Source organism: Saltatorellus ferox, from assembly GCA_007751475.1.
Taxonomy (GTDB): domain Bacteria; phylum Planctomycetota; class UBA1135; order UBA1135.
Window position 1 is genome coordinate 3,165,018 of the sequence record CP036434.1, and the last position, 23,588, is coordinate 3,188,605.

Annotated in this window: 15 protein-coding genes; 12 read left to right on the forward strand and 3 right to left on the reverse strand. The window is 68.3% G+C overall.

What is annotated here, in order from left to right:
* Positions 1–87: 87 nt before the first annotated feature.
* From Poly30_RS11280 to Poly30_RS11320, 10 genes are all read left to right on the forward strand, one after another.
* Entirely contained in the window at positions 88–678 is a 591-nt protein-coding gene (locus tag Poly30_RS11280; protein ID WP_145197282.1) for a glycosyltransferase family 2 protein, read from the forward strand.
* Complete coding sequence (locus tag Poly30_RS28370) at positions 675–2,534, forward strand: hypothetical protein (protein WP_419191257.1); 1,860 nt, start codon at positions 675–677, stop codon at positions 2,532–2,534. Before Poly30_RS11280 ends, Poly30_RS28370 begins: the two co-directional genes overlap by 4 nt.
* A complete protein-coding gene (locus Poly30_RS11285) occupies positions 2,521–3,777 on the forward strand; it encodes a glycosyltransferase (RefSeq protein ID WP_419191258.1) in 1,257 nt (418 codons plus the stop codon). The genes Poly30_RS28370 and Poly30_RS11285 overlap by 14 nt, the downstream gene beginning before the upstream one ends.
* Positions 3,774–4,982, forward strand: coding sequence for a glycosyltransferase family 4 protein (locus Poly30_RS11290; RefSeq protein WP_145197287.1), 1,209 nt, complete (start codon positions 3,774–3,776; stop codon positions 4,980–4,982). The genes Poly30_RS11285 and Poly30_RS11290 overlap by 4 nt, the downstream gene beginning before the upstream one ends.
* Complete coding sequence (locus Poly30_RS11295) at positions 4,979–6,259, forward strand: glycosyltransferase family 4 protein (RefSeq protein WP_145197289.1); 1,281 nt, start codon at positions 4,979–4,981, stop codon at positions 6,257–6,259. Before Poly30_RS11290 ends, Poly30_RS11295 begins: the two co-directional genes overlap by 4 nt.
* Before the next feature lie 24 nt (positions 6,260–6,283).
* Positions 6,284–6,946: an ECF-type sigma factor gene (locus Poly30_RS11300; protein ID WP_145197291.1), complete on the forward strand. Its 663-nt coding sequence runs from the start codon at positions 6,284–6,286 to the stop codon at positions 6,944–6,946.
* Positions 6,933–9,641: a protein kinase domain-containing protein gene (locus tag Poly30_RS11305; RefSeq protein ID WP_419191259.1), complete on the forward strand. Its 2,709-nt coding sequence runs from the start codon at positions 6,933–6,935 to the stop codon at positions 9,639–9,641. The genes Poly30_RS11300 and Poly30_RS11305 overlap by 14 nt, the downstream gene beginning before the upstream one ends.
* A 76-nt stretch (positions 9,642–9,717) precedes the next feature.
* Positions 9,718–10,524 (forward strand): hypothetical protein, encoded by an 807-nt coding sequence (locus Poly30_RS11310; protein WP_145197295.1) that lies wholly within the window; start codon positions 9,718–9,720, stop codon positions 10,522–10,524.
* Between the two features lie 151 nt (positions 10,525–10,675).
* Positions 10,676–11,227 carry a hypothetical protein gene (locus tag Poly30_RS11315; RefSeq protein ID WP_145197297.1) on the forward strand — a complete coding sequence of 184 codons (552 nt, stop codon included), beginning with the start codon at positions 10,676–10,678 and terminating at the stop codon, positions 11,225–11,227.
* Positions 11,228–11,549: 322 nt separating this feature from the next.
* Positions 11,550–12,956 carry a B12-binding domain-containing radical SAM protein gene (locus Poly30_RS11320; protein ID WP_145197299.1) on the forward strand — a complete coding sequence of 469 codons (1,407 nt, stop codon included), beginning with the start codon at positions 11,550–11,552 and terminating at the stop codon, positions 12,954–12,956.
* A gap of 151 nt (positions 12,957–13,107) precedes the next feature.
* On the opposite strand, the gene Poly30_RS11325 is transcribed toward Poly30_RS11320, so the two are convergent.
* The 3 genes from Poly30_RS11325 to Poly30_RS11335 are packed head-to-tail and all read right to left on the reverse strand — an operon-like array spanning position 13,108 to position 20,674.
* Positions 13,108–13,470 carry a hypothetical protein gene (locus tag Poly30_RS11325; protein WP_145197301.1) on the reverse strand — a complete coding sequence of 121 codons (363 nt, stop codon included), beginning with the start codon at positions 13,468–13,470 and terminating at the stop codon, positions 13,108–13,110.
* Positions 13,471–13,523: 53 nt separating this feature from the next.
* Positions 13,524–19,094, reverse strand: a complete 5,571-nt coding sequence (locus Poly30_RS11330) for a DUF748 domain-containing protein (protein WP_145197302.1) — start codon at positions 19,092–19,094, stop codon at positions 13,524–13,526.
* Positions 19,091–20,674, reverse strand: coding sequence for a hypothetical protein (locus Poly30_RS11335; RefSeq protein ID WP_145197304.1), 1,584 nt, complete (start codon positions 20,672–20,674; stop codon positions 19,091–19,093). The genes Poly30_RS11330 and Poly30_RS11335 overlap by 4 nt, the downstream gene beginning before the upstream one ends.
* 290 nt (positions 20,675–20,964) lie before the next feature.
* Here Poly30_RS11335 and Poly30_RS11340 point away from each other — a divergent pair, with 290 nt between their 5' ends.
* Together Poly30_RS11340 and Poly30_RS11345 are read left to right on the forward strand one after the other, a co-directional pair.
* A complete protein-coding gene (locus tag Poly30_RS11340) occupies positions 20,965–22,437 on the forward strand; it encodes an NADP-dependent isocitrate dehydrogenase (protein WP_145197306.1) in 1,473 nt (490 codons plus the stop codon).
* Between the two features lie 169 nt (positions 22,438–22,606).
* Positions 22,607–23,572, forward strand: a complete 966-nt coding sequence (locus tag Poly30_RS11345) for a choice-of-anchor R domain-containing protein (protein ID WP_145197308.1) — start codon at positions 22,607–22,609, stop codon at positions 23,570–23,572.
* Positions 23,573–23,588 lie beyond the last annotated feature (16 nt).

Consider the following 23,588-nt stretch of genomic DNA (forward strand, 5'->3'; position numbering starts at 1 on the left):
CCCATCACTCCCCCCCGGGTGGGCATGCGTCCCCATGGCGTTCGTCGTGAACGCGCCGTCGATGCCCTTGCCGGACGCCGAGGCTCCGTGGATCGAGACGCGGAGGCCCCGGCGTTCGACGGACTGCGGATCGTGCTCCACGAAAGCAACCGCAGGGGGGCGGTGCTTCGCTGTCTGGCCAGTGTGCGCTGGCTCGCCATGCGCGGCGCCGAGATCCTGCTCGTGGACGGAGTGGCCGGTCTTCCGAGTTCCGACGGAACCCGCGCCGCCGTGGGGCAGCGCTTCCCCGGTGTCCATGTGGTCGCGTCGCCTCGACAGGGCGGGCTCGAGGCCCTCTTGAGCTGCTACGCAGCGCCAGTACCCGCGCGGCCGACCGGCCCGCGCGCGGTCCTGCGCGTGAGCGCGGACCTGGAACTGGATGCCTTTCGCGTGGAGCAGCTCCTGCGCGAGCTGCGAGAGCAGCCCAAGAGCATCGTCCTCACGACGGGGTTGATCGGCACGGATGGGGCCTGGCTCACCACGTCCCGTCCGAGGTCCCAGCGCCATCACCCCGGTAGGCTCGATCGGTGGCCCGCGGCCTGGATCGCCAAGGCCAGCGACCTGGCGAGGCTTCGCTCGGCAGAGAGACTGCGCTTCGTTCCGTCCCCGGTTTCGTTCGTGACGCACAAGCCTTCATGACTCCGGCCGCGGACTCCCGTCTGGAGAACGGTGCTCTGGAACGCGGCGCCATGGGAGCCGTTCGCCGCGAGCTCCTGGATCCCCTCCATCGAGTGCTCGACTGGATGCTGCGCCAGCGCGATGAGCGCACCGGCGCGCTCGTCTGCGCCGAGCACGGAATCGAGCACACGGGCAAGTCGGCGGGCGCCATGGTGCTCGCGATCGAACTCGCTCGCCATGCCACAGGCGACGAGCGCGCGAGGCTGATCGAGGTCGTCCGGTCCCAGGGGGAGCGCCTCGTGGCGCGGCTGGAGCGCGAACCCGACAGCACCTGCTTCACGTTCCGGCCCGGGCGGCACGACGCTTACAACTGCTCCAACAGCGTGATCGACGGCGGCGCCTGCAGCGACGCGCTCGCGACGGCCGTGCTGGAACTCGGCGATGAGCTGAGCGAGGACCAGCGCGAAAGATTCCGGCACGCGGCGGTCCTGCACGCGCAGACCTACCTCCGCTACGCGATCGTCGACAAGGGCGTCCCTGCGCAGTGCGCATGGGCGATGACCGGCGCGGCCCAGGCCTATCGAGTCAGCGGGCACGAGGTGCTGCAGCTGGTGTGTCGGGTCGGGGCCGAGCGCCTGCGCGAGCAGCAACGCGGTGACGGCAGCTTCCCGTATCACCCGACCGAGTGGGGCGCAGCGCACCCCGGCGCCGCCGACGCGAGCGCGTATTACCAGTCGCGGGTGACGGCCTTCACGTCCTTCGCGCTGGAGGCGGCTTTCGGTGAGGAAGCCGGCCGCGCGCTCGACGTGGGCTTCGAATCCGGCATCGAGTTCCTGCACGGGCTGCTCGGACCGGACGGCATCAAGACCGGCGCGGTCGAGGCCAAGCCCTGGTACTGGACCGGCAGCTACGAGGTGGCCTCGCACCCCTTCGACATCGCGGCGCTCAGCCAGGAGTGGCGCCGCACGCGCGCTCCCCGGGCAGCGTCCGCGCTCCGAGCCTCCTGGCGCGCCTGGCTGCATCACCTCGGGGCCGACGGCAAGCTGATCAGTCACGACAGCCGCTACGGTGGCGCAGTCGACGGACCGATTCGCCGCGCCAAGAGCTACCAGTGCCCTTTCTTCTGGGCCGCCCACGCCTGCTGGATCGCGCGTAGCCTTCCGGAGCTCGAGGCAGCGTTCGCCGAGCCCCAAGGGCCGATCACGCACGAGAGCTCGGTGCGGCACTTCCGCGACGTCGACCTCGCGCGCATCGAAACGCCGGACGTCGTGGCGTGGGTCCGGGGCCATCGGCCGCCGGGCAATGCCTTCCATGGAAGCCCCAGCGGAGGCGGGCTCCTGCGCGTCTTCTATCGACCGAGCGGGCGCAATCTCTTCCTCGCGGATCGATTCGGCCGTCGACCGTTCGCCGCGTGGAGCGGCGCCCAGGGCGTCCCGAGCTGGGGTCGCGGCTGGCGGGCGGGGTCGGCGGACCTGCGCTTCTCGGGCTGGCTCATGCGCAATCGCTGGCGGACCGGGAACACGCTGAAGGAGAAGAGCGCCGCCTTTGCGCTACCGATCCAGGCCCTGAAGGGCGGCGTCCTCGACTTCGGATCCAGCGTGGTGAGTTCGTCGTTCGATCGGGGCAGCTGGCTCGAAGTCCAGGACGATGAGGTGCGCCTTGCGGGTCCGTTCGCTCGGCCCGATGGCACGCCGGTCGGCGGGCGCGTCGAGCGCGTGTACCGAGGGACGCCGGATGGCGTCGAGATCATCGAGCGCTGCGTCGATCGCAGCGGCATCCGCAACCTCTGGTTCCGGGCGCCCATCCATGCGGTCATGCTGGAAGAGTTCCAGGACCACGTTCGCTACCGGTTCGGCGATCTCCATGCAGAGTCCTGAGGCCCACGGGGGCACGACTTCGTCCGGTCCCGGAAGGATCAACCTTGGACCTGATCCGCGACTCGTGCTCGTCGCGAACGCCCGGATGCCCTCCCAGCGAGCGCAGTCCGGCCAGCTCGCCCGCGCCGCGCGCGCGTTCCAGCGAGCCGGCGTGGCGACCACCGTGCTCCACGCGAAGCGACGCGATACGGCCGCCGTTCCGGCGAGTGTCGTCTGGCAGAAGCTCCTCATGGACCACGATCCGAACGAGAGTGCGCCCGAACTCGTGGCGGCGCCCTGCTCCGACTGGATCGACACGGTGCCGCGCTTCGCGCAGTTCCTGCCAGCGCGGCTGCAGGAGTGGACCTTCGGACGAAGCGCGGCGCGGATCGTTCGCCGCGATTTTCGCGGTGCGCTGTGCCTCGCGCGCGACGTCGAGGTGGGGCACTGGCTCCGCGGGAGGCCCGGGTTGGCGCTGGAGATTCACCGCGTACCCGGTGGCGAGACGCGAAGGCGATGGTTGCTCGGCGCGGTCGAGGCCGGCGCGCAGGTGGTCGCGATCTCCGGCGGCGTCCGGGACGATCTCATCGCGCTGGGTGTTCCCGAGCGGCGCATCTGCGTCGAGCATGACGCGATCGATGCGGGGCTCGGCGATCGTCTGCCGACGCGCGAGGAGGCGCGGCGCGCGCTCGGGATCGATGCGTCGCGGCCGGTGGTTCTCTACGCGGGCGGGCTCCTTCGCTGGAAGGGGGTGGATGGGCTGGTGGACGCGGCCGGGCGGCTGGACGACGCGCTCGTCCTGATCGTCGGCGGCATGGAGGCCGACATCGGAGCGCTTCGCGAGCGAGCGGCGGGGATGGGGAACGTGCGGATCGACGGGTTCCAGGAGGCCGCGCGCATTCCCACCTACCTGGCGGCCGCCGACGTCGGCGTGGTGCCGAATCGCCGTACGCCGCGCATCAGCTCACACTACACGTCGCCGCTCAAGGTCTTCGAAGCGATGGCCGCGGGGCTTCCGCTGGTGGTGAGCGACCTGCCGAGCCTCCGCGACGCCGTGGGGCCCACCGGAGCCGCCGTATTCGTGGAACCCGAGGATCCCGCGGCGCTCGCCGCCGGGATTTCGGGTCTCCTGGACGATCCGGCGGCGCGGTCCTCGCTCGCCGAGCGCGCTCGTGCGGCCGTTCAGGGGTGTACCTGGGAAGCCCGCGCCCATCGAATCCTTGCCTTCATGGCCCACGAGTCCCAAGTTCATCCAACGCCATGAAGGTCGTCTTCCTCACCGATTCCCTCTCCGATCTCGACGGAGTGGGCCGCTACGCCGTGCGCCTGATCTCCGCCATGGAGGCGCTGCGCCCTGGACTGGAGGTGCACGTGCTTCTCGCGCGCAAGCATCGGCCGACCTCGGCGGACGTGCCGGGTCACTGGAAGGTCGAGGTCGCCCTGCCGCCCGACTACTTCTTCTACATGACGCCCGCGCGCTTCGCGGTGTGGCGGTTCATCGGCACCAGGAACACGAAGCGAGCGGCCCGCGACGCTGCGCTCGTTCACGCGATCAAGGACTTTCCCCACAGCCTGATCGCCGTCGATGCTGCGGACCGAGCGGGGATCCCCTGCGTCGCCACGGGGCACGGGACGTACACGATCCAGCCGGTCGTTTCGGATCGACACAAGCGAACGGCGCTGAAGGCGTACCGGCGCTTTGCCTCGCTCATCTCCGTGTCGCGCTATACGCGCAAGCGGCTGCTCGCGCTGGTGCCGCCGGAGATCCTTCCGCCGGAGAGAGTCCACGTCGTCCCCAACGCGGTCGACGCGGAGAGCTACGTCGAGCCCGTCGCGCTGGAAGGGGGAGAGCGTCCCTGGCACGGCAAGCGCTTCACCCTCGGCATCGGCGAGCTGAAGGAGCGGAAGGGGCATCATCTGGGGCTGGAGGCCTGGGCGCGGCGCGCGGCGCGAGACGGTGACCTGCACCATTTCCTCGTCGGCCATCGCGCGGGCGATGACTACGAACGCTCGCTGGCGGCCATCGCGGAGCGCCACGGCGTGCGCGATCGGCTGCACCTTCTCGGCAACGTCAGCGAGAAGGAGAAGATCGATCTGCTCCAGCGCGCCTCGGTCTTCCTGCACACGCCGGTGACGGCGGCGGACGGGGGCTTCGAGGGCTTCGGGATCGTCTACCTCGAGGCGGCCGCCGCCGGGACGACGGCGATCGGTAGCCTCGACTCGGGCGCCGAGGACGCGATCGTCGACGGCGTCAGCGGCCTGCTCGTCGAGCAGAACGTGGACGCCGTGCTCGCGGCGCTGGATTCGGTGCTGGATGATCCTGTGCGGCGAGAGTCGCTCGAGAGCGGCGGCCGCGCTCACGCCGAGAGGTCGTCCTGGGAAGAGAACGCGCGGGCGGTTCTCGCGATCTACGACCAGGCACTCGCGAAGTCGAGCGTGAGGGACCGCAAGAAGAGGCCGTCGTCGTGAGGGTGCTCTTCTTCTGCGAGATCGGCGATCCGGGCGTCGGGTCCAGCACGCGCCAGATGTACGGCCTGGCGCGGGAACTCCGTGCGCGAGGGCACCAGACGGCCGCGGTGGCGACGGTGCGCCGCGCGGAGGATGCGACGCCGACCCAGATCGAGGGCATGACGGTCTTTCGGCTCCATTCTGACTACTCGCTGCGGTGGCGCGGCTGGGTCTCCTTGCACAACCGGCAGATCGACGGACCGCTCGCGGCCGTTCTGGCGGAATGGCGCCCGGACGTGGTCCACGCCCATCTCGTTCACACGCACATCGGCTACCACGCGCTGACCCAGGCGCGGGCGGCTGGCGCCGCCGTCGTGTTCACCTCGCACGACGCGATGACGTTCTGCTACCAGAAGCTCACGTGCTTCCACGGCGGAGAGGAGCACGGCGGCCGCCTCGACGACGTCGAGGCGTACGCGGCCAAGTGCATTCCGTGCCAGCGCTTTCGGTTCCGTCCCGGTCGCAACCGCAGGATTCGCGCCGTGCTGGAACGTGACGTTCAGCGCGTGACGACGGTCTCCGACGAGCTGGGCCGCGTCATGAAAGCGAATGGACTCCCGGTCCATCGCACGGTGCATAACGCGCTGGAGACGGCCGACGAGCTGCCCTCGGCGGAAGCGCTCCGGCGCTTCCGCGAGACGCACGGGCTGGTGGGGGCCCAGGTGCTCGCCATCGGTGGACGGCTGCACGAGCAGAAGGGGGTCGGCAAGCTCCTGAAGATGCTTCAGATCCTGGCGCCGGAGTTTCCCGATCTGCGATTGATCGTGATGGGCAAGAGGGAGATCTACGACGACGAGTTCGAGCCCCAGGCCGCCGCGCTGGGCGTGGCCGATCGGGTCGTGCCGACCGGCTGGCTCGGGCCGGACGAGCTGCCGCTCGCCTACGGCATCACGGACGTGTTCGTGACGCCTTCTCTCTGCTTCGACACGTTCGGGCTCGTGAACCTGGAGGCCATGGAGCAGTCCAAGCCGGTCGTCGCGACGACGTTCGGGGGCAGCCGCGAGGTCGTGGCGCACGGCGAGTCCGGGTTCATCGAGAATCCGTTCGACGTGGAGGCCTACGCGGCGCGCATCGGGGAGCTTCTTCGGGACCCGGACCGGGCGCGCTCCATGGGGGAGGAAGGGCGCAGACGGCTGATGGAGCACTTCACGATCCGGAGGCTCGCCGACGAGTTCCTGGAGGAGTATCACGCGGCGCTCGCGGCGGTCGGGATCTCGGAAACCGCGTCGACGAGCTGACGCCCAGGGTTAGAATCGGAGTGCATGTCGCAAGCCGCCGATTCGGAGACTGGTTCGGGAACCGGGGAAGGTGCTGACAGGAGCGCTTCCGATCGGGATGCGCTGTTCGAGCGCTGCTACGCCGAACTCAGGGCCATCGCGAACCGGCGGATGGCGAGCCTTCCCGCGAACGCCACGCTCCAGCCGACGGCGCTCCTGCACGAGGCGTACCTTCGGGTTCGCGGCCGCGCCGAGCTGACGGGGCCAGCCGAGCGGCAGTTCGTGATGTATACCTCGCGAGCGATGCGCGACATCCTCGTCGAGAAAGCACGGGCGATCTCGGCGCTCCACCGTCGAGGGTCCGGGGTCGGGTTGAGCCTGGACGAAGTCAGCGAGACCCAGGTGCAGGTCGCGGATTCCACCGGCGCGAGACTGGATCTGCTCGACCTCGAACAGGCGCTCGAAGAACTCGAGGTCGCCGCACCGCAGTCCGCAGAGGTGGTCCAGTTGAGGTACTTCGGTGGGCTGTCCGTCGCCGAGGTCGCCGACTTGCTGGACGTCTCGACCAAGACGGTCGAGCGACGCTGGGAGCTGGCCCGCGCCTGGCTTGCGCGGAGCATGGCGCGCGGGCTGGGCGGGCAGGCGTCGCGGCCGCACGGCGGTCCGCAGGTGCACGGCCAGGCGGACAACGGGCGTGAGCGAGACTGAGCTTTCCCTCGAAGACCTCTTCGAACGGCTGCTGGGCGAGCCGGAGGAGGTCCGTCGGTCCTACTACGAAACGCGACGCGTGCCGCCTGGGCTCGTGGACCTGGCCGAGGAACTTTTCGCGGCCCACGCGCTGGCGGACTTCGAGATCCCGATCGCTCCGACGCTTTCCGAATTGGAGGGCGTGGAGACAGAGCCGGTGGACGATCTGGGGGCGGTGCTCGAAGGCCGCTATCGGCTCGATGCGATCCTGGGTGGCGGCTCTTTTGGAACGGTGTATCGCGCCCTGGATCTCCTCCTCGGGACGTCGGTGGCGGTCAAGGTGCCGAGCGTGGCGCCGCTGTCCCACGCGGCTCTCGAACGCGAGGCCTCGTGCCTGCGGCGGCTCGAGCACGGCGTGGCACGGCTCCGGGACCAGGGCGTTTTTCGTTCCGGGGGAGCGGACGGGTCGGAGGACGGCGAGTGGCGACACTACCTCGTGTTCGACCTGATCGAAGGAGCGCCCTTCCCAGGAAGCATCGAGCCGAGGGACGCGCTGGCGTCACTCCTCACGGCCCTGGCAGCGGTTCACGCCAGAGGCGTCGTTCACCGGGACCTCAAGCCCGCGAACGTACTGGTCACCGAGGCGGGCCACGCGTTCCTCGTCGACTTCGGAATCGCCCACGGTCCTGCCTTCGCTTCCGAGGGGGCCTCCCGGGACCTTTCGCTCGGAACCGAGGCGTTCGCGGCACCCGAGCAGCTCGCGGGTGAGATGGGGGACGCGCGAAGCGACGTCTATTCCTGGGCCTTGATGGGGCTCCATGCATTGACGGGCGTTTCGCCCGTCGAACTCCGAGGAGCGAAGAGCCTGCCGGCGCCCATCGCGAGGGAAGACACGGAACTCTGTGTCAGGCTCTTCGAGATCCTTGGCCTGGAACGCGAGGAACGACCGCGCAATGCGTGCGAGATCGGGGCTGAATGGCAGCTGCGCCGATCCTCGGCCGGAGCGGCTCCGGGCGGCGGGCTGCGTCTCGGCAAGCGCCGACCCACTGCTTACGGCGGCTTCGATCCGGAGCTTCGCGCCCTGCTGGAGCGCGCTCTCCAAGCCGAGGATCGGGAGCTTGCGCTACTGCCCGTCTTCGTCGGCTTGGAGCCGATTCACCACCTCCGTTCCGGTGCGGCCGCGGAGCTGGCGCGGCGCCTCCGAGGTACTTCGGGTACCGAGGTCGAGGCCCTTCGCGTCCTGGGCGAATGGGTCGAGCGAGGCATCGCGTTCTGGCGCGGCGGCCGACTCGAGGTGCACGCCACCGGGCTCGAGACGCTGAGGGGGGAGGCGCTGGATGGGAACCCTTTCGGCGGTCCAAGGGGCGAAGCGGCGGTGCTGGACACAGCGGGTCCTGACCCGAGCTGGGTGACCGGTATCCTGAAGCAAGCGCTCCACATGGAGCGCCGCGGCTGGGATGCACGCGCGACCTCTTTGCTCGTCGGCGCTCTGGCGCGTGTGCGGACCTGGACGATCGGGACGGTCGTCGCCGAACGTCGCCTGCTCCTTCTTCTCGTGCGCATCGCCGTGCAGGATGGAACGACGATTCCCCTGGACCGAGCGGCCTTCGAGATCGCCCGTAGCCGCGTTCGAGGATCGGCGCGCAGGAGCCTCGATCATGCCATCGAGGTGGCGCGCGCCATCGCCGTCGGCGACGAAGAGCGCGCCACGCGCGAGCTGCGGCCGGGAGGGCTGGTTCCCGAGGATGAAGAGGCATGGACCGGGCACGCTGCGCTGGACACCGAGGAGTGGGAGCGGCTCGAGGCCGCGCTCCTTTCCCACCAGTATCGCTGTTCCCTCGGGCTCGATCTCGATCGAGGTCGAAGCGTCCGGCGCGCGGCTGCGCAGCGAGTGCGCGCCCACGCGAAGGCTCGTGAGGCTCCCGAGAAGGCCAAGGGGGCGCCCCGCGGGGCGCTGTTCCAGCGACGATTCCTCTGGCTCGCACTCCGGTCCTATCGGCGCGGGCGCTTCGCGCAGGCGGCCGAGCTGCATCGCCGTGCAGGCGTCGCGTCCGAGTCCGTCCATGACCGCGCGACCGCGCTCCTGAACGCGGCCTCGTCGGCGATGGAGGCGTGGGACTTCGAGGCGGCGCATCGAGACGCGACCAGCGCGCTCCGGGCGATCGAGTCGGCGCCGTTCCCGGTGCTGGAAGCGCGCGCCGTATGGACCCTTCGTACGCTGCAGTTCCGTGGGGGAGAGTTGCCCGCCGCCGACGAGGAACTCGACGAGGCCTTCGTTGCACTCGGTTCGCCGACGCTGCAAGGGCTGCATTCGCTGACCGAGGCCGCGATCGCGCGAGTGACCGGGGACCGGTTGCGCTGTCTCGAGCACGCGGAGCTGTCATGGAGGGCGTGGACGCAGCAGCAGCACGTGGAAGCGGCTGCACTGGCGCGTGCGCTCATGATTCACGAAGGGGCCGCGCCCGCGGCTTCGGATGACGCCGTCTTCGGTGCACTCACGCGGGCGACCGACGCGGGGGTGGCGCTCCAGGTGCTCGCGCTGGCGCCCGGTGCCCGAGCGGTCTGCGCGGATCGATGGGCGGCTTGGGCCGGGGCGTTTCCCGCCGTGCCACAGGGAGTCCGGCTGGATGTCCTGGGAGTGGACGAAATCGAGACAGCCCTGAGAATGGCTGGTCTTCAGCTGCGCGGAGGGTCGATGGCCAGATCGGGGGAGTGAGGTCTGCCGGCCTTCGCTTCCCGCTTTCTCTCTCTCTCCGGGGCCCGCGAGGCCCCACAGGCCCTCCCCTCTCGCCATGAGTTCTTCCTCCGAAGCCTATTCCTACCCGTCCAGCACCTTCAGCGCGGCGGTTCCCAGCCAGCTCGACCCGCGCTTCGCCGTCAACGAGTCCATGGAGATCGTCCAGGACGGTGAGACGCGCGCCTACGGCTTCAGCTACGTGGACGCGCAGAGCGGGCGCCAGGTGAACGAATGGGTGTTCGCTTCCAGCTACAAGCTCCCGCCCGCCGGAGCCGCAACGGCCGAGGAACCCTCGAATCCAGCGCGCGTCTTCACGTCCCTCGCGGAGTGGAGTGAGGCGCTCAAGGAAACCGGCGCCGGAGCGATCTGGCAAACGGGCTCGACTTTTTCGCGTTCGTGGGTCTCGACCTACCGGGGCGTTCCTTCTGCGGACGTGAGCTACTACGCGGCGAACGAGGAGTGGCCCGTGGTGCCCGTGGCTCCGAGTGCGGAGGACAACCTCGAGCAGATCGATCCTGGCCGTTCCAACGCACCCGCCGGACCGACCGCCACCGTCACGGGGGCACCGGCTTCTAGCACGGACACGAAAGCTGATATCTGTGTCACGACGGCGGCTGGAGCAGGGCATCCCGAGCGCGGGAACACGAACGCCTACACGGTCGAGTTCTGGACGCTCTTCAGCGACTACGTCCAGCCGACGACGCAGCCGCTTCACGTCCAGCCCGGCCCGACCCCGGGCGTCACGGCGATCACGCTCGAGGCGTACCTGGCGTACTGGCATGCCGGAACGGATCCGGAGACCCCTGTTTCCCTCTGTGTGGAAACCTGCTCGCGTACGCGCGTCAATCCGTACGCGGCCTGATCTGGCTCTACGCAGCTCGCTCGCGGAGGTCTGGCTACCGCCAGATTTCCGCGGATTCTTTGGGGGGCGCCGGTGACTCCCGGACGGTACTCGAACGAAACGGCCGCGCGCGGCGTGCGCCGACTCTCCCACGAGCCCTCCCCAGGATTCCATGCAAGCCCTCAGCCCGAAGCACGTGCTTCGAACCGAACGAGGAAAGTCTTTCCACATCGATCTGGATGCTGGCTACAGCTTCGGGATGTGCCTCGACGTGGCCAAGACGCTCCTCCGGCTTCAGTCGTACGGCCGCCCGACCTTGATACCCGCGCTGAAGGACCTGAATCCAGAGAGCTGGGAGGTCATTCGAGCCAACTACGAGCCCGACCATCCCGCGGACAACAGGCATCTGATCGAGGCGAGCGGCATGAAGGTCGCTTCGCAGACGCCGCTGATCGGATTCGGGGCTCACTTCCTGAACCTCGTGTACTCCGTGATCGACGTCCCTGGAACGTCTGTCTTCAGCCTGCTGGGTTACGGCGGCAGCCACGAGCTTCTCTGGCATCGGGACGACGAGCACGGGATGTGGCTCTTCTTCGATCCCTTCAGCGGTCTCTGGCAATTCGACAGCATGGCGGGGGTCGCGCCAACGCTGGCGGCGGAACTGGTCTCTCGCTACGACGACCTCGGCCAGCTCTACCGGGTCTCCACGCTCGTCCTGAAGTAGCGACGTCCCCTCGAACGAAGCCTGGGGTGCGGTAATTTGACCGGATCTGGTCTGCCCCGAAAACGTGTCCGGGACGCTCCGTGTGAAATCCGGACCGGTCCGGAGCCCCCAGGGGCCGATTCACCATGAAGGGTGCATCAAGGTGAGATCATCTGTGGGTCGAACCCACCTCTCGGTCGATAGAATGCAATCAGCACCTATTTGCAGCCCATTGCCAGCCGCGTAGACTAAGAACGTATTCGTACATCCAGCGGAGTCCAGCAGGGCCTCGCTCGGCGCGCGATCCTGTATCTGGCTTCTCCTGCCTAGAACCGACGCTTCGATGAAAAAAACACTCCTGACCTACGTCAAGCCGCACGTGCAAGAGGATCCGCTTTCGATGATCCTCGGGATTGGCTACCTGGGGGCGATGATGGAGCGCGAAAAGCTACCCATCGCGCTGCACGACGAGCGAGTCGGAAACGATCAGGACATGAAGGCGGCCATCGACGCCAACGACATCATCGGTTTCAGCGCGCTGACCCCGAACATCCGTCGCGCGATCGCCTGGGCGAAGTACGCCAAGGAACAGGGCAAGATCACCGTCATGGGGGGGCCGCACGCCTCGGTGGACCAGGGCGTCTTCCTCGACTCCGGTCATTTCGACTACGTGCTGAAGGGCGAGGCGGAGCACACGCTCCCAGAACTCGTTCGCTCGATCGAGGGCAACGACGACAACGCTCTGCTGGAGATCCCCGGCCTCGCGTCCATGCGCGATGGTGAGCTCTGGGTGGACAACCCCGCGCCCCCGCTGATCAAGAAGCTCGACGAACTCCCGATTCCGGCGCGGCACCTCCTGCCGATGGAGTCGTACTTCAAGAACAACCCCGAGCACCTCGTCTATATCTTCACGACGCGCGGCTGCCCCTTCAAGTGCATCTTCTGCCAGAAGGAGCTGACGGGCCGCGGCTTCCGCGTCCGCTCGACCGAGGCGATCGTCGACGAGCTCGAGCACATCATCAAGACCTACGATCCGGGTGTGATCCTCTTCGTGGACGAGATCTTGACGCTGCGCAAGAAGCGGATCCACGAGATGTGCGACGAGATCATTCGACGCGGCCTCAAGTTCGAGTGGGTAGCCAACACTCGCGCGGACTGCGTCGACTATCCGCTGCTCAAGCACATGCACCGCGCTGGCTGCCGCCGCATCTACTACGGCTGGGAATCCGGGTCGCAGCGCATGCTCGACGTCCTCAAGAAGGACCTGACCCCCGAGGTGATCGTCAATGCCGCCAAGATGACCCGCCGCGCGGGGATCTGGGCCAAGGTGTACCTCATCGTCGGCTCGCCCGGCGAGACGCCCCAGGACATTGCGGAGACCGAGAAGGTCCTGCGCCTCGCGGGCCCTGACCTCATCCGGATCTCGGTGTTCAACCCGCTGATCGGCACCGAGTCGTGGGACAACTACCAGGCGTCCATCGACATCTCGGACCTCTCCGAGAACTACGTGTCGTCGAACCGCTCAGGCTACAAGCACGAGCACTTCACCCAGATCGAGCTGGAGGAGCTGCGCAAGCGCATGGTTCGCTCCTACGAGAAGTGGTACTACGCGATGCCCCAGCGCCTCCGCCGGGTGTATGAGCGTGGCCTCTACTACATCGAGAACCCGCAGCACGGCAAGAAGCGCCTTGGACGAGCGGTCGGACTGGTCCCGCCGCCCCAGCGCCACGTCGTGACGAACCACCACTGATTCGTCAGCGGCCCTGCAGTTCCGTCTGTGCAGGGTTGTTTCGTTCTGGGCTGTTCCCTTCCGGAACCTAGCCGAGTCAGCAGCGCCCGGGGCCCATCGCCAGTCGATGGGCCCCGGGCGCTCTTTTGGATCGAGTGGCGCGCGCCCCCGGCTACTGGATCTCGATGTCCCCTTCGACCGTGGAAGTGACCGGGTGAATGAAGAACGAAAGAGGCGGGAGAATGAACCAGTAGGTGAAGCTGCTCGTCTGCGAGATGCGCGTTCGGGCTCCGCCCTTGGCAGCGGCTTCCTCGGTGAAGGCGTCGATCACGGAGGCCTTTCTGGCGTCGCCGAGGAGGGGGAAGATGAACAGCCCGTGCAGCGCCCACGACGTCGTGGTCTGGTACTCGACGGGGACGCCGCGGATTCCAGCCACGCCGTGGAACTCCGTGGCGACCGAGTGGGTGACGCAGGACGTGAAGAGCGGCGCAGCGACGGCGAGGATCCCGAGGAGCGGGTGACGGAGACGTTTCATGGAGACGAGGAAGGATTCGGTTCGGCTGGAAGGCCAGTTCAGTGGAGAGCGGCTCACTTCGGCGTGACGGTGACGAGGCCGAGTGGCGGTAGCGGGTTCTTCTCGGTGCTCTTTCGGAATCGAGCTCGGCGGACATCGATTCGTCGGGCGACGGCGTCACCGACGCGCCCGACGAGGGCCAGCCTTACGCGGTCGAGTCGCTGGTTCGCGAGCGCCAGCGCCGCGTTGCGCGTCCGCATATCCGCGCGTCGCTCGGCACCCGGCCGGATGTAGGAGAAGAGATCATCGAGCGCCTTCTCGACGGCCGCGCGCTCGGAGTCGAGGGACTGAAGCCTGGCGAGGACCTCGCTTCGACTCTCCGACGGGCTCGTTCCAGCATTCAGGCCGCCTGCGACCCGGTCACTGGACATGCCAGCGGCGCCCGCGAAGACCTGGGCCCGCGCGCGCGCGGCGAGCTGGCTGCGTTCGCGCTCCAGCGATGCCTTCCGTCGGCGATTGTATTCGATGAGGCTCTCGATCGACTCACGCGGTGGGTTGCCCAGGCGTCGCGCGACGTCGAGGTCACCTTCGCCGAGTTCGGCCTGGACCACCACGCGGAGGTCCGGGTTGCCTTTGAGGGCGCGCACCACGTTCCCGAGGGGGTCAGCGTTCGTCACGAGCTGCTCGTTCCGCTCCGACTCGTCCTCGGTTCGCTCGACGGCGGCGGCCGCCATCGTTGCGGCGCCCTCGGCGAACTGGAGCGTGACGGTCTCGGCCGTCAGGGGCTCCCGCGTCAGTCCCAGCGCTCCCGCCACGTTCTGCAGGGGCCCGAGCACGCGCATCGGCGCCGAGCTGACGGCGTCCGTGATCAGGGTGCCCAGGGTGGTGGCAGCAAGGCTCGCCACCCGGGTCGCGCTGACACCGTCCGCCGGAATGTCGAGCCGGATCGGGATGACCTGCTCGCCGCTGTCGTTACGAAGCAGATAGAGAACCGTGTCGAGCGGGGCCGGGAGCTGTAGGTACTGCGTGATCGGGCCGCCCGGCGGCTCGGAAAGCGACAGGTACGAGGCGGTCGTCTTGGTGTCGAGGCTCAGGCCGCCGTCCTCGCGGAACCGTAGAGCGGTTCGATTGTCGAGGAGGCCGTCGCCGATCTTGACGCCAGCGGCGAGGGCTGGCCCACGGAAGGCGGGCAGCTCGAGGCCGAGCAGTGAAACCTGGACCCGACCGCGTAGCTCGGGGCCGAGCGAAAGCCTGCCGGAGGCCTCCAGCAGGTCCCAGACGCGTCGCGACTCGGTCTCGAACTTGTCGTCCTTGCCCGTCACGACATCGGCGGCGGAACCGAGCACGCCGAAGAGCAAGTTGTCCGCGCCGCTGCGTTCTTCGAGTTCGACCTGTCCGGCGTCGACGACGGCGCGGAAGGAGAAGGGACGTGGCTCGACGAGCGTTCGCGTCGTGAAGCGCTGGACCTCCAGCTGCAGGTCGGCGATCGGCAGGCGCAGGGTGGGCTCGACGGTCGTATCCAGGAACTCGAAGTCGAGGCCGGCGACCGTCAGGCGATCGATGGAGATCTCGGGATCGAGCGGCGCTTCTGTCTCGGTGGCGCCAGCCGAGGGCGAAGATTCCGCGGTCGAGCCGCCAGAGTCCCCGTCGAAAGGCTCCTCAACGGCTTCCTCGGTCAAGGTGTCGCTCGAGGCGGGGCGGTTGGGGAGCCGGAGGCCAGCGACGACCATGCCGTCGTTCTTCTGGTGGAAGCGCGCGCGCAGTCCGTTCAGGTCGATGGAGCTGATGCGGACGTCACCGGTGTCCGGCGACACCCGCTTGACGTCGACGTCGAGCCTGTCGAAGCCCGTCGGCTCGGCGTCCGGCGTCTCCTTGAGCGCGAACTTCTCGATGCTGAAAATCGCTCCGAAGCCGCGGTCCAGGCTGAAGTCCAGGGGGCCACGACGGGCGTACGAGAAACGCGCATCGCCTTCGACCTCGAAGCTTCCGTCGACGTAGGCGCTGGGGTCGATCTCCGCGGCGACCTCGGGCGAGATTCGAGCGAGCTGCGCTCCCGTGATGCCCTCGATGCTCAGCTGGAACGACGCGCCGGGATCGGCGGCGAAGGGCTCGAGGGAAGTCGTCAGGGAGAGCTTCTCGACGAGCGGAGAGATCGCGCCGACGGCCGAGAACTCGAGGGGCGGAAGGTCCGTGGGATCCGGGCGGCAGAGCACCTGTGGCCCCGGGGTCACGAGGGCGAGGCTCAGGTCGAGCGGGATCGCGTCCGCGCGTGTCCTGTCGATGTAGCGAAGGCGATCGATCCCGAGGTCGAGGGTTCCGAGCCGGACGGTGGGAGGCAAGGTCACGGTCGCATCGTTGCCGGGTGCGGGGCCGCTCGGTGCTGGCGTGGCCTTTTCCCTGTCGGGAGGGACGGAGCCTTCGGACGTTTCGGCGCCGTCCGCAGCCGAGTCGGAGGTGACCTCGGTGGTCGAAGCTGGCGGGCTCACGAGCGCGAGGCCGAGGACCTTGATGCGGTCGGGAGCGGTTCGTTCGGCGTCGAACGCGAAGCCCCTGGTGGCCAGCGTCTCGACCTCGAAGACGCGCGCCTCGCTGTCGATGCGCGGAGCTTCGAACACGAAGGATTGGAACGCGAGAAGCGCCTCGCCGTCGGCCCCGTCCCGGTAGTCGAGTTCGGTCACGGCGGCGCGGAGGGCCTGCCCGCCTTCCTGTCCCGGCTCCGCGGAGGCCTCGAAGGTCGCACGCAGACGTCCGTCCTCCAGGGTCACCTCCATCGAGGGCGGCAGGTACGAGGCGAGCGGCCCGGCGCGCAGGCCGTCGAGCGCCAGCGTGGCGGATGCCGTCCGGGACGGGCCGCCGAGGCTCGCCGTGCCGTCGAGGGTCATCGACCGAAGGGCGCCCTCGAGCGCCGCTTCGAGGTGGAGCTTCAGCGGGGTGGCCGAGTCGCCGCCGGAAAGGTCGATGTCGACGAGCTCGGCCGCCGCCGTGAACTCCGTCTCGACGGTCGGGCTCACGAACGCATCCGACCAGCGCGCGCTGAGACCGGCGAGCGTGACGCGGTCGATGACGAGTCCGCCGCCACCGGCGGCGGCCTCACCATCGGGGCCAGGGTTCGCAGCTGGGTCTCCAGCAGGGTCTTCAGCTGGGTCACCAGCGGATCCCGGCCGCGGGGGAGCCTGTGCCAGCTCCGCCGTGTCGGCGGCGGCTTCCTGATCGACGACGTCGGCCCCCTGGGTCGGCACGCCGATCCGCAGGCCCGCAGCGAGCAGGATCCCCGCGTCGTCGCGGGCAAGGATGACGCGCGGTGCGGACAGCTCGATCGAGTCGATGTGGGTGCCCTTCGGGCCGGTCTCCAGCCGCGTGACCTTGACCTCGTCGATGGCGACGACATCGACGCCGCGGTTCGTGAGCGCGATGTCATGGACCCTCGCCTGCACGACGGTGGTCTCCTCGTCGCTGGCTTTGGCCGAGACCTCGGCGGCCAGCCGGATCGCGCCGCCCTCGAGATCTGGCTCGATCCCCTGCGCCAGGAGGATCTCGCGGAGGCCTTCGAAGGAGACGTTCTGGCCGGACAGCGTCAGCTCGGCGTCGAGGTCGAGCGGACCTTCCCGCGTGACCACGCTTCCGTCGAGCTGGACGTCGTCGGCGATGTTCATGAGGTCGAAGCTGCCGGTCAGCGTCGCGCGGGAGCCCGCGCCGCCGAACGCGAGGTCCGTCAGGCCAATCTCGGCGGCAGCGAGCCCCAGGTCGCGGCCTTCAGCGCTGGCGTCCAGGCCCAGGGTCTCCAGGCCGAAGCCGCGGAATGCGCCGCCCGGGAAGAGCTCGATCGGAAGCGTCGCGCCCGCGAGGCCCACGCGCTCGATCGTGCTGCCTTCGTCCTGCGTGATCACCATCGAGTTCAGCTCGAGGGTTTCGAGGCCCGCGTGGAGCGTCTCGCCATCGCGGAACTCAAGACCGGAGACGGCGCCTTCGATCCGAGTCGGCGTCGCGGCGTCCGCATCGTCACCGTCGCTCCCGGGGACCATCCGGAATCGAATATCCCCCGCGATCGTCCCGGAGGTCAGCGTCGAGCGGAGCCCGGCCAGTTCCAGGTAGGGCCGCACGGTGTCCAGGGTCACGTCGGACCCGGAGAGGTTCAGGTTGGCGCTGATCTCATCGCCAGTGGGAACGGCGGTGCCGGTGAGTCCGAGCGAGCCCGCGCCTTCCACGGCGGCGTTCAAGGAAAGCTCGAGCGGGGCCCCCGGCGTCTCGGCGTCCAGCACGATCGAGCGCACCTCGGCGGAGACCCTCGAGAGGAGCGTCTGGGGCACGGCGAGCGCCTCGTCCTGGAAGGTGAGTTCGACGTTCTCCAGGGCCAAACGCTTCAGGCGAAATGACGGCGGCGCGGAAGCCGCCGCGGCCGGGTCCTCGGGTTCGTCGACCGGGGCTTCGTCGTCGGCGCTCGCGGGCGCACCGACGAAGTCGAGTCCCGCGACGCGCATGGTGCCGCCGGGTAGACGCGTCGCCTGGGCGCGCAATCCGCTGACGACCGCGCTCTCCAGATCATAGGCGGTCGTTCGGGCTCGATTCACGACCACGGTGGTCGGCAGTAGCAGAACCGCGACCTCCCCGTCCGCATCCACGGAGACGTTTCGCAGCGTCAGGGTGCCGCCCAGGTCGACCACGTCATCGTCCTCGGAATCGTTCGCGCCGGTCGCGCGGGCGAGCGGCGTGAGATCGACGCTGGCGCCGACCCGCGCGTTGAGCTTGCTGGCGCTCGGCTCGATGCCGACGAGCGCGAGGTAGGGGGCGAGCGTTCGCAGGCCCACGCCGTCGACCTCGAAGTTGAGGTCGACGAGCAGCTTCGCCTCGCCGAGGTCGGCCTCCGCCGTCAGGAGCAGAGCATCGAGCACGTGCTCGGCCCGCGCGGTGATGCGGGCCTGGATCGGGCGCTCCGGGTGCCCCACGTCGCGGATGCTCGCGTGGAGATCGAAGACGGTATCGAGGGTCGGTTTCGCGAGCGCGTCGTTCAGGTGCACGCGGATCCCGTGCAGGTCGATCGTGGAGATCTCGACCGGCGAGGAGAAGTCGATGGCGCTGGGATCGGCGGCCGGGGCTTCCTCTGCCGCGTCCGCCGCCTCTTCGATTTTCGGCGGCTCCACCGTGGTGGCTTCCTCCGGCTCGCTCCCGGCTGGCGCTGGCGTCGGCAGATGGCGCTCGAAGTTCCACGCGCCTTCAGCGTCACGGGAGAGCCAGGTCTCCAGGCCGCCGACCTCTACCCGATGCACGCGGATGTCCCCGCGAAAGAGCGCGGAGACGTCCGCGTCGAGGCCGAGATCATCGAGTCGGGCGAGCGGCTGCGCGGTGGCCAGATACTGGTCCCGCTCGTCGCCAGCAAGCTCGGTTTCGGGCAGCGGCACCACGCGCAGCCCCATCAGGTCCAGGCTGAGCCCGAGGATCGATAGGTCCAGGTCTTCCCAGGTGACGTGGAGGTCATAGGGAGCAGCAACCCGGTTGGCGAGGCTCGGAAGCCACAGGCCGATGGTCGCGCGCGCGATCAGAAGGACCACGGCCACGGCGATGACGATGCGCTTCGTCCAGCGCCAGATCCCGCGGACTGCCCTCCGCGAACGGCTGGACTCGCGTGCCTGCGTCTCTTCGGAACTCACTGGTTTCCTCCCTGGGAAGCGGACGCTTCCGCAGCCTTCTCCAGAGCGGCTTGCCGCTCCTTTCGCTCGCCCAGCGGATCGTAGTCGGCGAGCTCGACCCCGTATTCCCGGAGCCAGTCGTAGGCCCGGAGGCGCGCGGACGGAGACGGGTCCTCGAGGAAGTAGCGCTGCTCCGTCATGAGCCGTTCGTCGAATTTCGCTCGCTCGCCTCGCGCTGCTTTCAGGGCGTCCTGGATGATGTCGGGGAAGGCGGCGACGGCTCCGGCGCGGCGGTAGAAGACGCCCATGAGTTCGGGGTCCAGCGTCTCGGAGAGCGCGCGTTCGGCCAGGAGGTTCCACGCGGCGCTGTCGAGGCGCCAGCCGATGGGGACCTCTCGGGTGGGTTCCCCTGCGGGGACGGGGGTGGATCCAGCCTCCGCGGTGGGGAAGGCCCGCTCGCCCAGGGCCTGGAGGACCTCGGCGTCGGCCACGAGCGCCAGTTCCTGGGTCAGCGTGGCGTCCGACTCGACGGCCACCTGGAGGAGCGCGGATCGGCCACCGCGGAGCTGGAAGACGTCGAGGGCCTCGGTGCGCTCGATCTTGTGTCGGGTCTCCTCGGTCAGGGGACTCTGGTTCGCCGCGAGCGCGGCGGCGGCTTCAGCGAGCTCCGCCAGGGCTTCCGCCTCGTTCGATCCTTCGACCTGGTCAGGGCGCAGGGTCTCCACGACCATGGCGAGGGCCGCTCCGTTGCCCTCCGAGAAGGGCGAGTCGAGGTGGAGGACGAGCGGCGAGTCGATCTCCGGATAGCGGCCGATGTTGAGGACCTCGCGGCGGAGGACCTCGTCCTGCGCGGGCGGCGGCGGCGTCGCGGAGATGCTCGGATCTTCCAGGAAAGCCTCTCGCAAACGGGTTTCGCGCTCGGGATCGAGGTCGGTCACGCTGAGCGCAACGCGCGGTCCGTGGTTCGTGGCCGTCACGATGACGGCCACTTCGCGGGGAATGGGACCACGGTCGCGGAACTCGTCGAGCCAGTCCCGCGGGTCCTCCACGAGTTCGAAGGTCTGTACGGAAAGGCGGGAGCTGGCGCCGACCGGGACGAAGCTGGAGCGTGCGGCGATCTCCATGGACTCGGTCGCAGGGGCGGCCTCCAGGGACTTCAGCCAGGCGGCGGCCTTCGGGCCCTGCGCGAACAGGGTGCTCAGCGTGAGCACGGGCGTCGGGAGGACCGGCTGGGAGCCCTCCAGGTCCGCGATGACGGAGGCTTCGCTACCGAGCGCATCGAGCGATTCTGAACGCGGGGTACGGAGGTAGAGGATCCTGCAGCGAACAGGGATGGGGGAGGTGACAGCGCCGTCAGATGGCTCCATCGCAAGATCCGGAGATTCCTCATCCCTGGAGGCACTCGCGTTCATGCTCGACGGGATCGGTCCGAGGGAAGAACCTGGCTCCAGCTTGTGAGCGATGATCACCGCAGGCGGTTGCAGGACGAACGGCGAGGGGGCTGGAGCGCGGCAGGAAGCGGACGCGAGGCAGGCTACGGCCATCCAGCGCAGTTCTCGAAGGGGCGAGATCCCGGACGGTGGCGAAGGGGCGGTCTTCATGGGGACGTGCGGTGTAGCAAAGGGCGTTCACGGGCTGCAATACGGAGGCGGTGGAACGCGGATCCGGGAGGCTCGTCGGGAGCCTTCAGGGAAGCTGCTCGGCGCGGCCGAAGAACGATGGGCGTCGGCTCTCCCATGGGACCGATCCGGCCCGTGACACTTCCTTCTGCTCCAGTTTAGAAGTTCGACCTCGGGAGTGGTGGTTCGAAGGTCCTTGTCGGGATCCGATGGCGCGATTCCGCTATCCTCTCTCGCCCGGATCCCTCCCTCATCCTCAGCCGCTGATCCCGATGACTGCTTCCTCCGCCCAAGCCACCAAGCCCGTTCCGATCGCTGTTGCCTACGGAGACGGCATCGGCCCTTCCATCATGGAGGCGACCCTGCGGATCCTGGAGGCGGCGAAGGTGCCGATCGCGCCGGAGCGCATCGAGATCGGTGAGAAGGTGTACCTGAGCGGCGTGACGTCCGGCATGTCGCCGGACGCCTGGGAGGTCCTTCGTCGCACCCGGGTGTTCCTGAAGGCGCCGATCACGACGCCCCAGGGCGGCGGCTACAAGAGCCTTAACGTCACCACGCGCAAGACCCTCGGGTTGTACGCGAACGTGCGCCCCTGTCGCTCGTTCCACCCGTTCGTGCAGTCGCGCCACCCCGGCATGGACGTCACGATCATCCGGGAGAACGAGGAGGACACCTACGGCGGCATCGAACACCAGCAGACGCCCGAGGTCACGCAGTGCCTCAAGCTCATCTCGCGCCCGGGCTCCGAGCGCATCGTGCGCTACGCCTTCGACTACGCCGAGCGCGCGGGTCGCCGCCGCGTGACCTGCATGGTGAAGGACAACATCATGAAGATCACGGACGGGCTGTTCCGGAAGTGCTTCGAGGAGGAGGCGGCGCGCCACCCGAACATCGAGGCCGACGTGATGATCATCGACATCGGCACCGCGCGCATCGCGGACATGCCTGGCACCTTCGATGTCGTGGTGCTCCCGAACCTCTACGGCGACATCGTGTCCGACGTGGTGGCCCAGTTGACCGGCTCGGTCGGCATCGCGGGCTCCGCCAACATCGGCGATGACTTCGCGATGTTCGAGGCGATCCACGGCTCGGCCCCGGACATCGCGGGCAAGGGCATCGCGAACCCGTCTGCGCTGATCCAGGGCTCGCTGCAGATGCTGGTCCACCTCGGCTTCGCGGATCACGCGAACCTGATTCAGAACGCGTGGCTGCGCACCCTGGAGGACGGCATCATCACGGGTGACCTCGTCGATTCGCGCGGTCGCCGCGGTGATGCCACGACGGACCTCTTCGCGAACTCGGTGATCCAGCGCCTCGGCGATGAGCCGAACACGCTGTCGCGCGCGAGCTTCAAGAACGCGGCGCCCAAGTCCTTCGAAACCCGCGCGAAGGCCAGTCGCCCCACGAAGACTCTGGCGGGCGTCGACGTCTTCCTCGATTGGGACGAGGACGGCCGCGACCCGAAGGTCCTCGGCGAGAAGGTGACGAAGCTGGCCGGAGAGCGACTTGCCCTCGACACGATCGACAACCGCGGCGTGAAGGTCTACCCGGACGGCTTCCCGGAGACCTTCTGCTCGGATCACTGGCGCTGCCGCTTCGTGGCGAAGGACGACGGCGCCGTGACGCACGCGGAGGTGATCGCCCTCCTGGGCCGCTTCAGCGAGGCGGGCTTCGACTTCATCAAGACCGAGCACCTGTGCCGTTTCGACGGGAAGGATGGCTGGTCGCTCTCCCAGGGCGACTGAGTCGGATTTCCTCGGCTCGATGCGCATCCGCGTTCGCGGATGCGCCAGGAACATCGAAACGCCTGCAAAATGGGATCTTGCTCGGGCTGTGACAGCCTGCAGGGATCGTGGGAATGGGATACGCTTTCGCTCCCGGTCTCTGCTCCCACAAGGTCCTCCGTACCCTGGCATGAAGCTTCATCTGTCTCTGTTGGCTTCCATCGCGGCACTGCTCGCGTCCCCTGCGTCGGCGAACGATCTCATCATCGGGAACCTTTCCAGCGGGATCGATCCTGGGACGGCCTTCGGAGGAAGCGCTCTCGCGCAGTACAAGGCCTTCGGTTTCACGATGGGGTCGACGCCCTACACACTGGACGAGGTGATTCTCTCCTTCGATGTCACCGGAGCAGCGATCAGTCCGCTCGTGGAGATCTGGTCGGACGCCGGCGGAAGCCCTGGCAACCCCCTCTTCGCCCTGGAGAACCCAGGGAGTTTCGCTGGCCAGGGCGATTTCACGTTCTCGGTGAGCTCGCCCCACACTCTGATGGCTCTCACGAGCTACTGGCTACACCTGAAGTCGGTCCCGATGGACGGTGATGCTTTCACGTGGGACGCCTCGAGCCCCGCGACGCTGCCCACGGGGGTCGCGTCGACGGCTCTGACCTACGAGTTCAACGGCGCCGCCAGCGGTCTTTACAACCGACTCGAGATCCGCGGCACCGCGATCGAGTTCGGTACGGGGTACTGTCGCGCGAACGTGAACTCGACAGGTCAGCCTGGCCTCCTGGCGGGGTCTGGCAGCCTGTTGACCGCGGACAACTTCGTGCGATTGACGGCGTCGCAGATGCCGGCGTCCGCCTTTGGCTTCTTCCTCGTCAGTCGAACACAGGGCTTCGTGGCGAATCCCGGAGGTAGTCAGGGGAGCCTGTGCCTCGTGGGCAGTATCGGGCGCTACGACGGTTCCGGGCAGGTTCAACAGTCGGATGCCTCGGGAAGCTTCGCGCTCCACATCGACATTCTGGCGATCCCTCAACCCAACGGAACCTTCGCGGCCTTCCCGGGCGAGACCTGGAACTTCCAGGCCTGGTACCGCGACGGCGTGAACGGCTCCGCCACGTCGAACTTCAGCAACGGTCTCCAGCTCGACTTCCTGTAGCGGCACTTGACTCGGC

Coding starts and splice junctions, on each gene's coding strand:
- Poly30_RS28370 (WP_419191257.1), top strand. CDS start 675: ATGACTCCGGCCGCGGACTCCCGTCTGGAGAACGGTGCTCTGGAACGC.
- Poly30_RS11285 (WP_419191258.1), top strand. CDS start 2,521: ATGCAGAGTCCTGAGGCCCACGGGGGCACGACTTCGTCCGGTCCCGGA.
- Poly30_RS11290 (WP_145197287.1), top strand. CDS start 3,774: ATGAAGGTCGTCTTCCTCACCGATTCCCTCTCCGATCTCGACGGAGTG.
- Poly30_RS11300 (WP_145197291.1), top strand. CDS start 6,284: ATGTCGCAAGCCGCCGATTCGGAGACTGGTTCGGGAACCGGGGAAGGT.
- Poly30_RS11310 (WP_145197295.1), top strand. CDS start 9,718: ATGAGTTCTTCCTCCGAAGCCTATTCCTACCCGTCCAGCACCTTCAGC.
- Poly30_RS11315 (WP_145197297.1), top strand. CDS start 10,676: ATGCAAGCCCTCAGCCCGAAGCACGTGCTTCGAACCGAACGAGGAAAG.
- Poly30_RS11320 (WP_145197299.1), top strand. CDS start 11,550: ATGAAAAAAACACTCCTGACCTACGTCAAGCCGCACGTGCAAGAGGAT.
- Poly30_RS11325 (WP_145197301.1), bottom strand. CDS start 13,470: ATGAAACGTCTCCGTCACCCGCTCCTCGGGATCCTCGCCGTCGCTGCG.
- Poly30_RS11335 (WP_145197304.1), bottom strand. CDS start 20,674: ATGAAGACCGCCCCTTCGCCACCGTCCGGGATCTCGCCCCTTCGAGAA.
- Poly30_RS11340 (WP_145197306.1), top strand. CDS start 20,965: ATGACTGCTTCCTCCGCCCAAGCCACCAAGCCCGTTCCGATCGCTGTT.
- Poly30_RS11345 (WP_145197308.1), top strand. CDS start 22,607: ATGAAGCTTCATCTGTCTCTGTTGGCTTCCATCGCGGCACTGCTCGCG.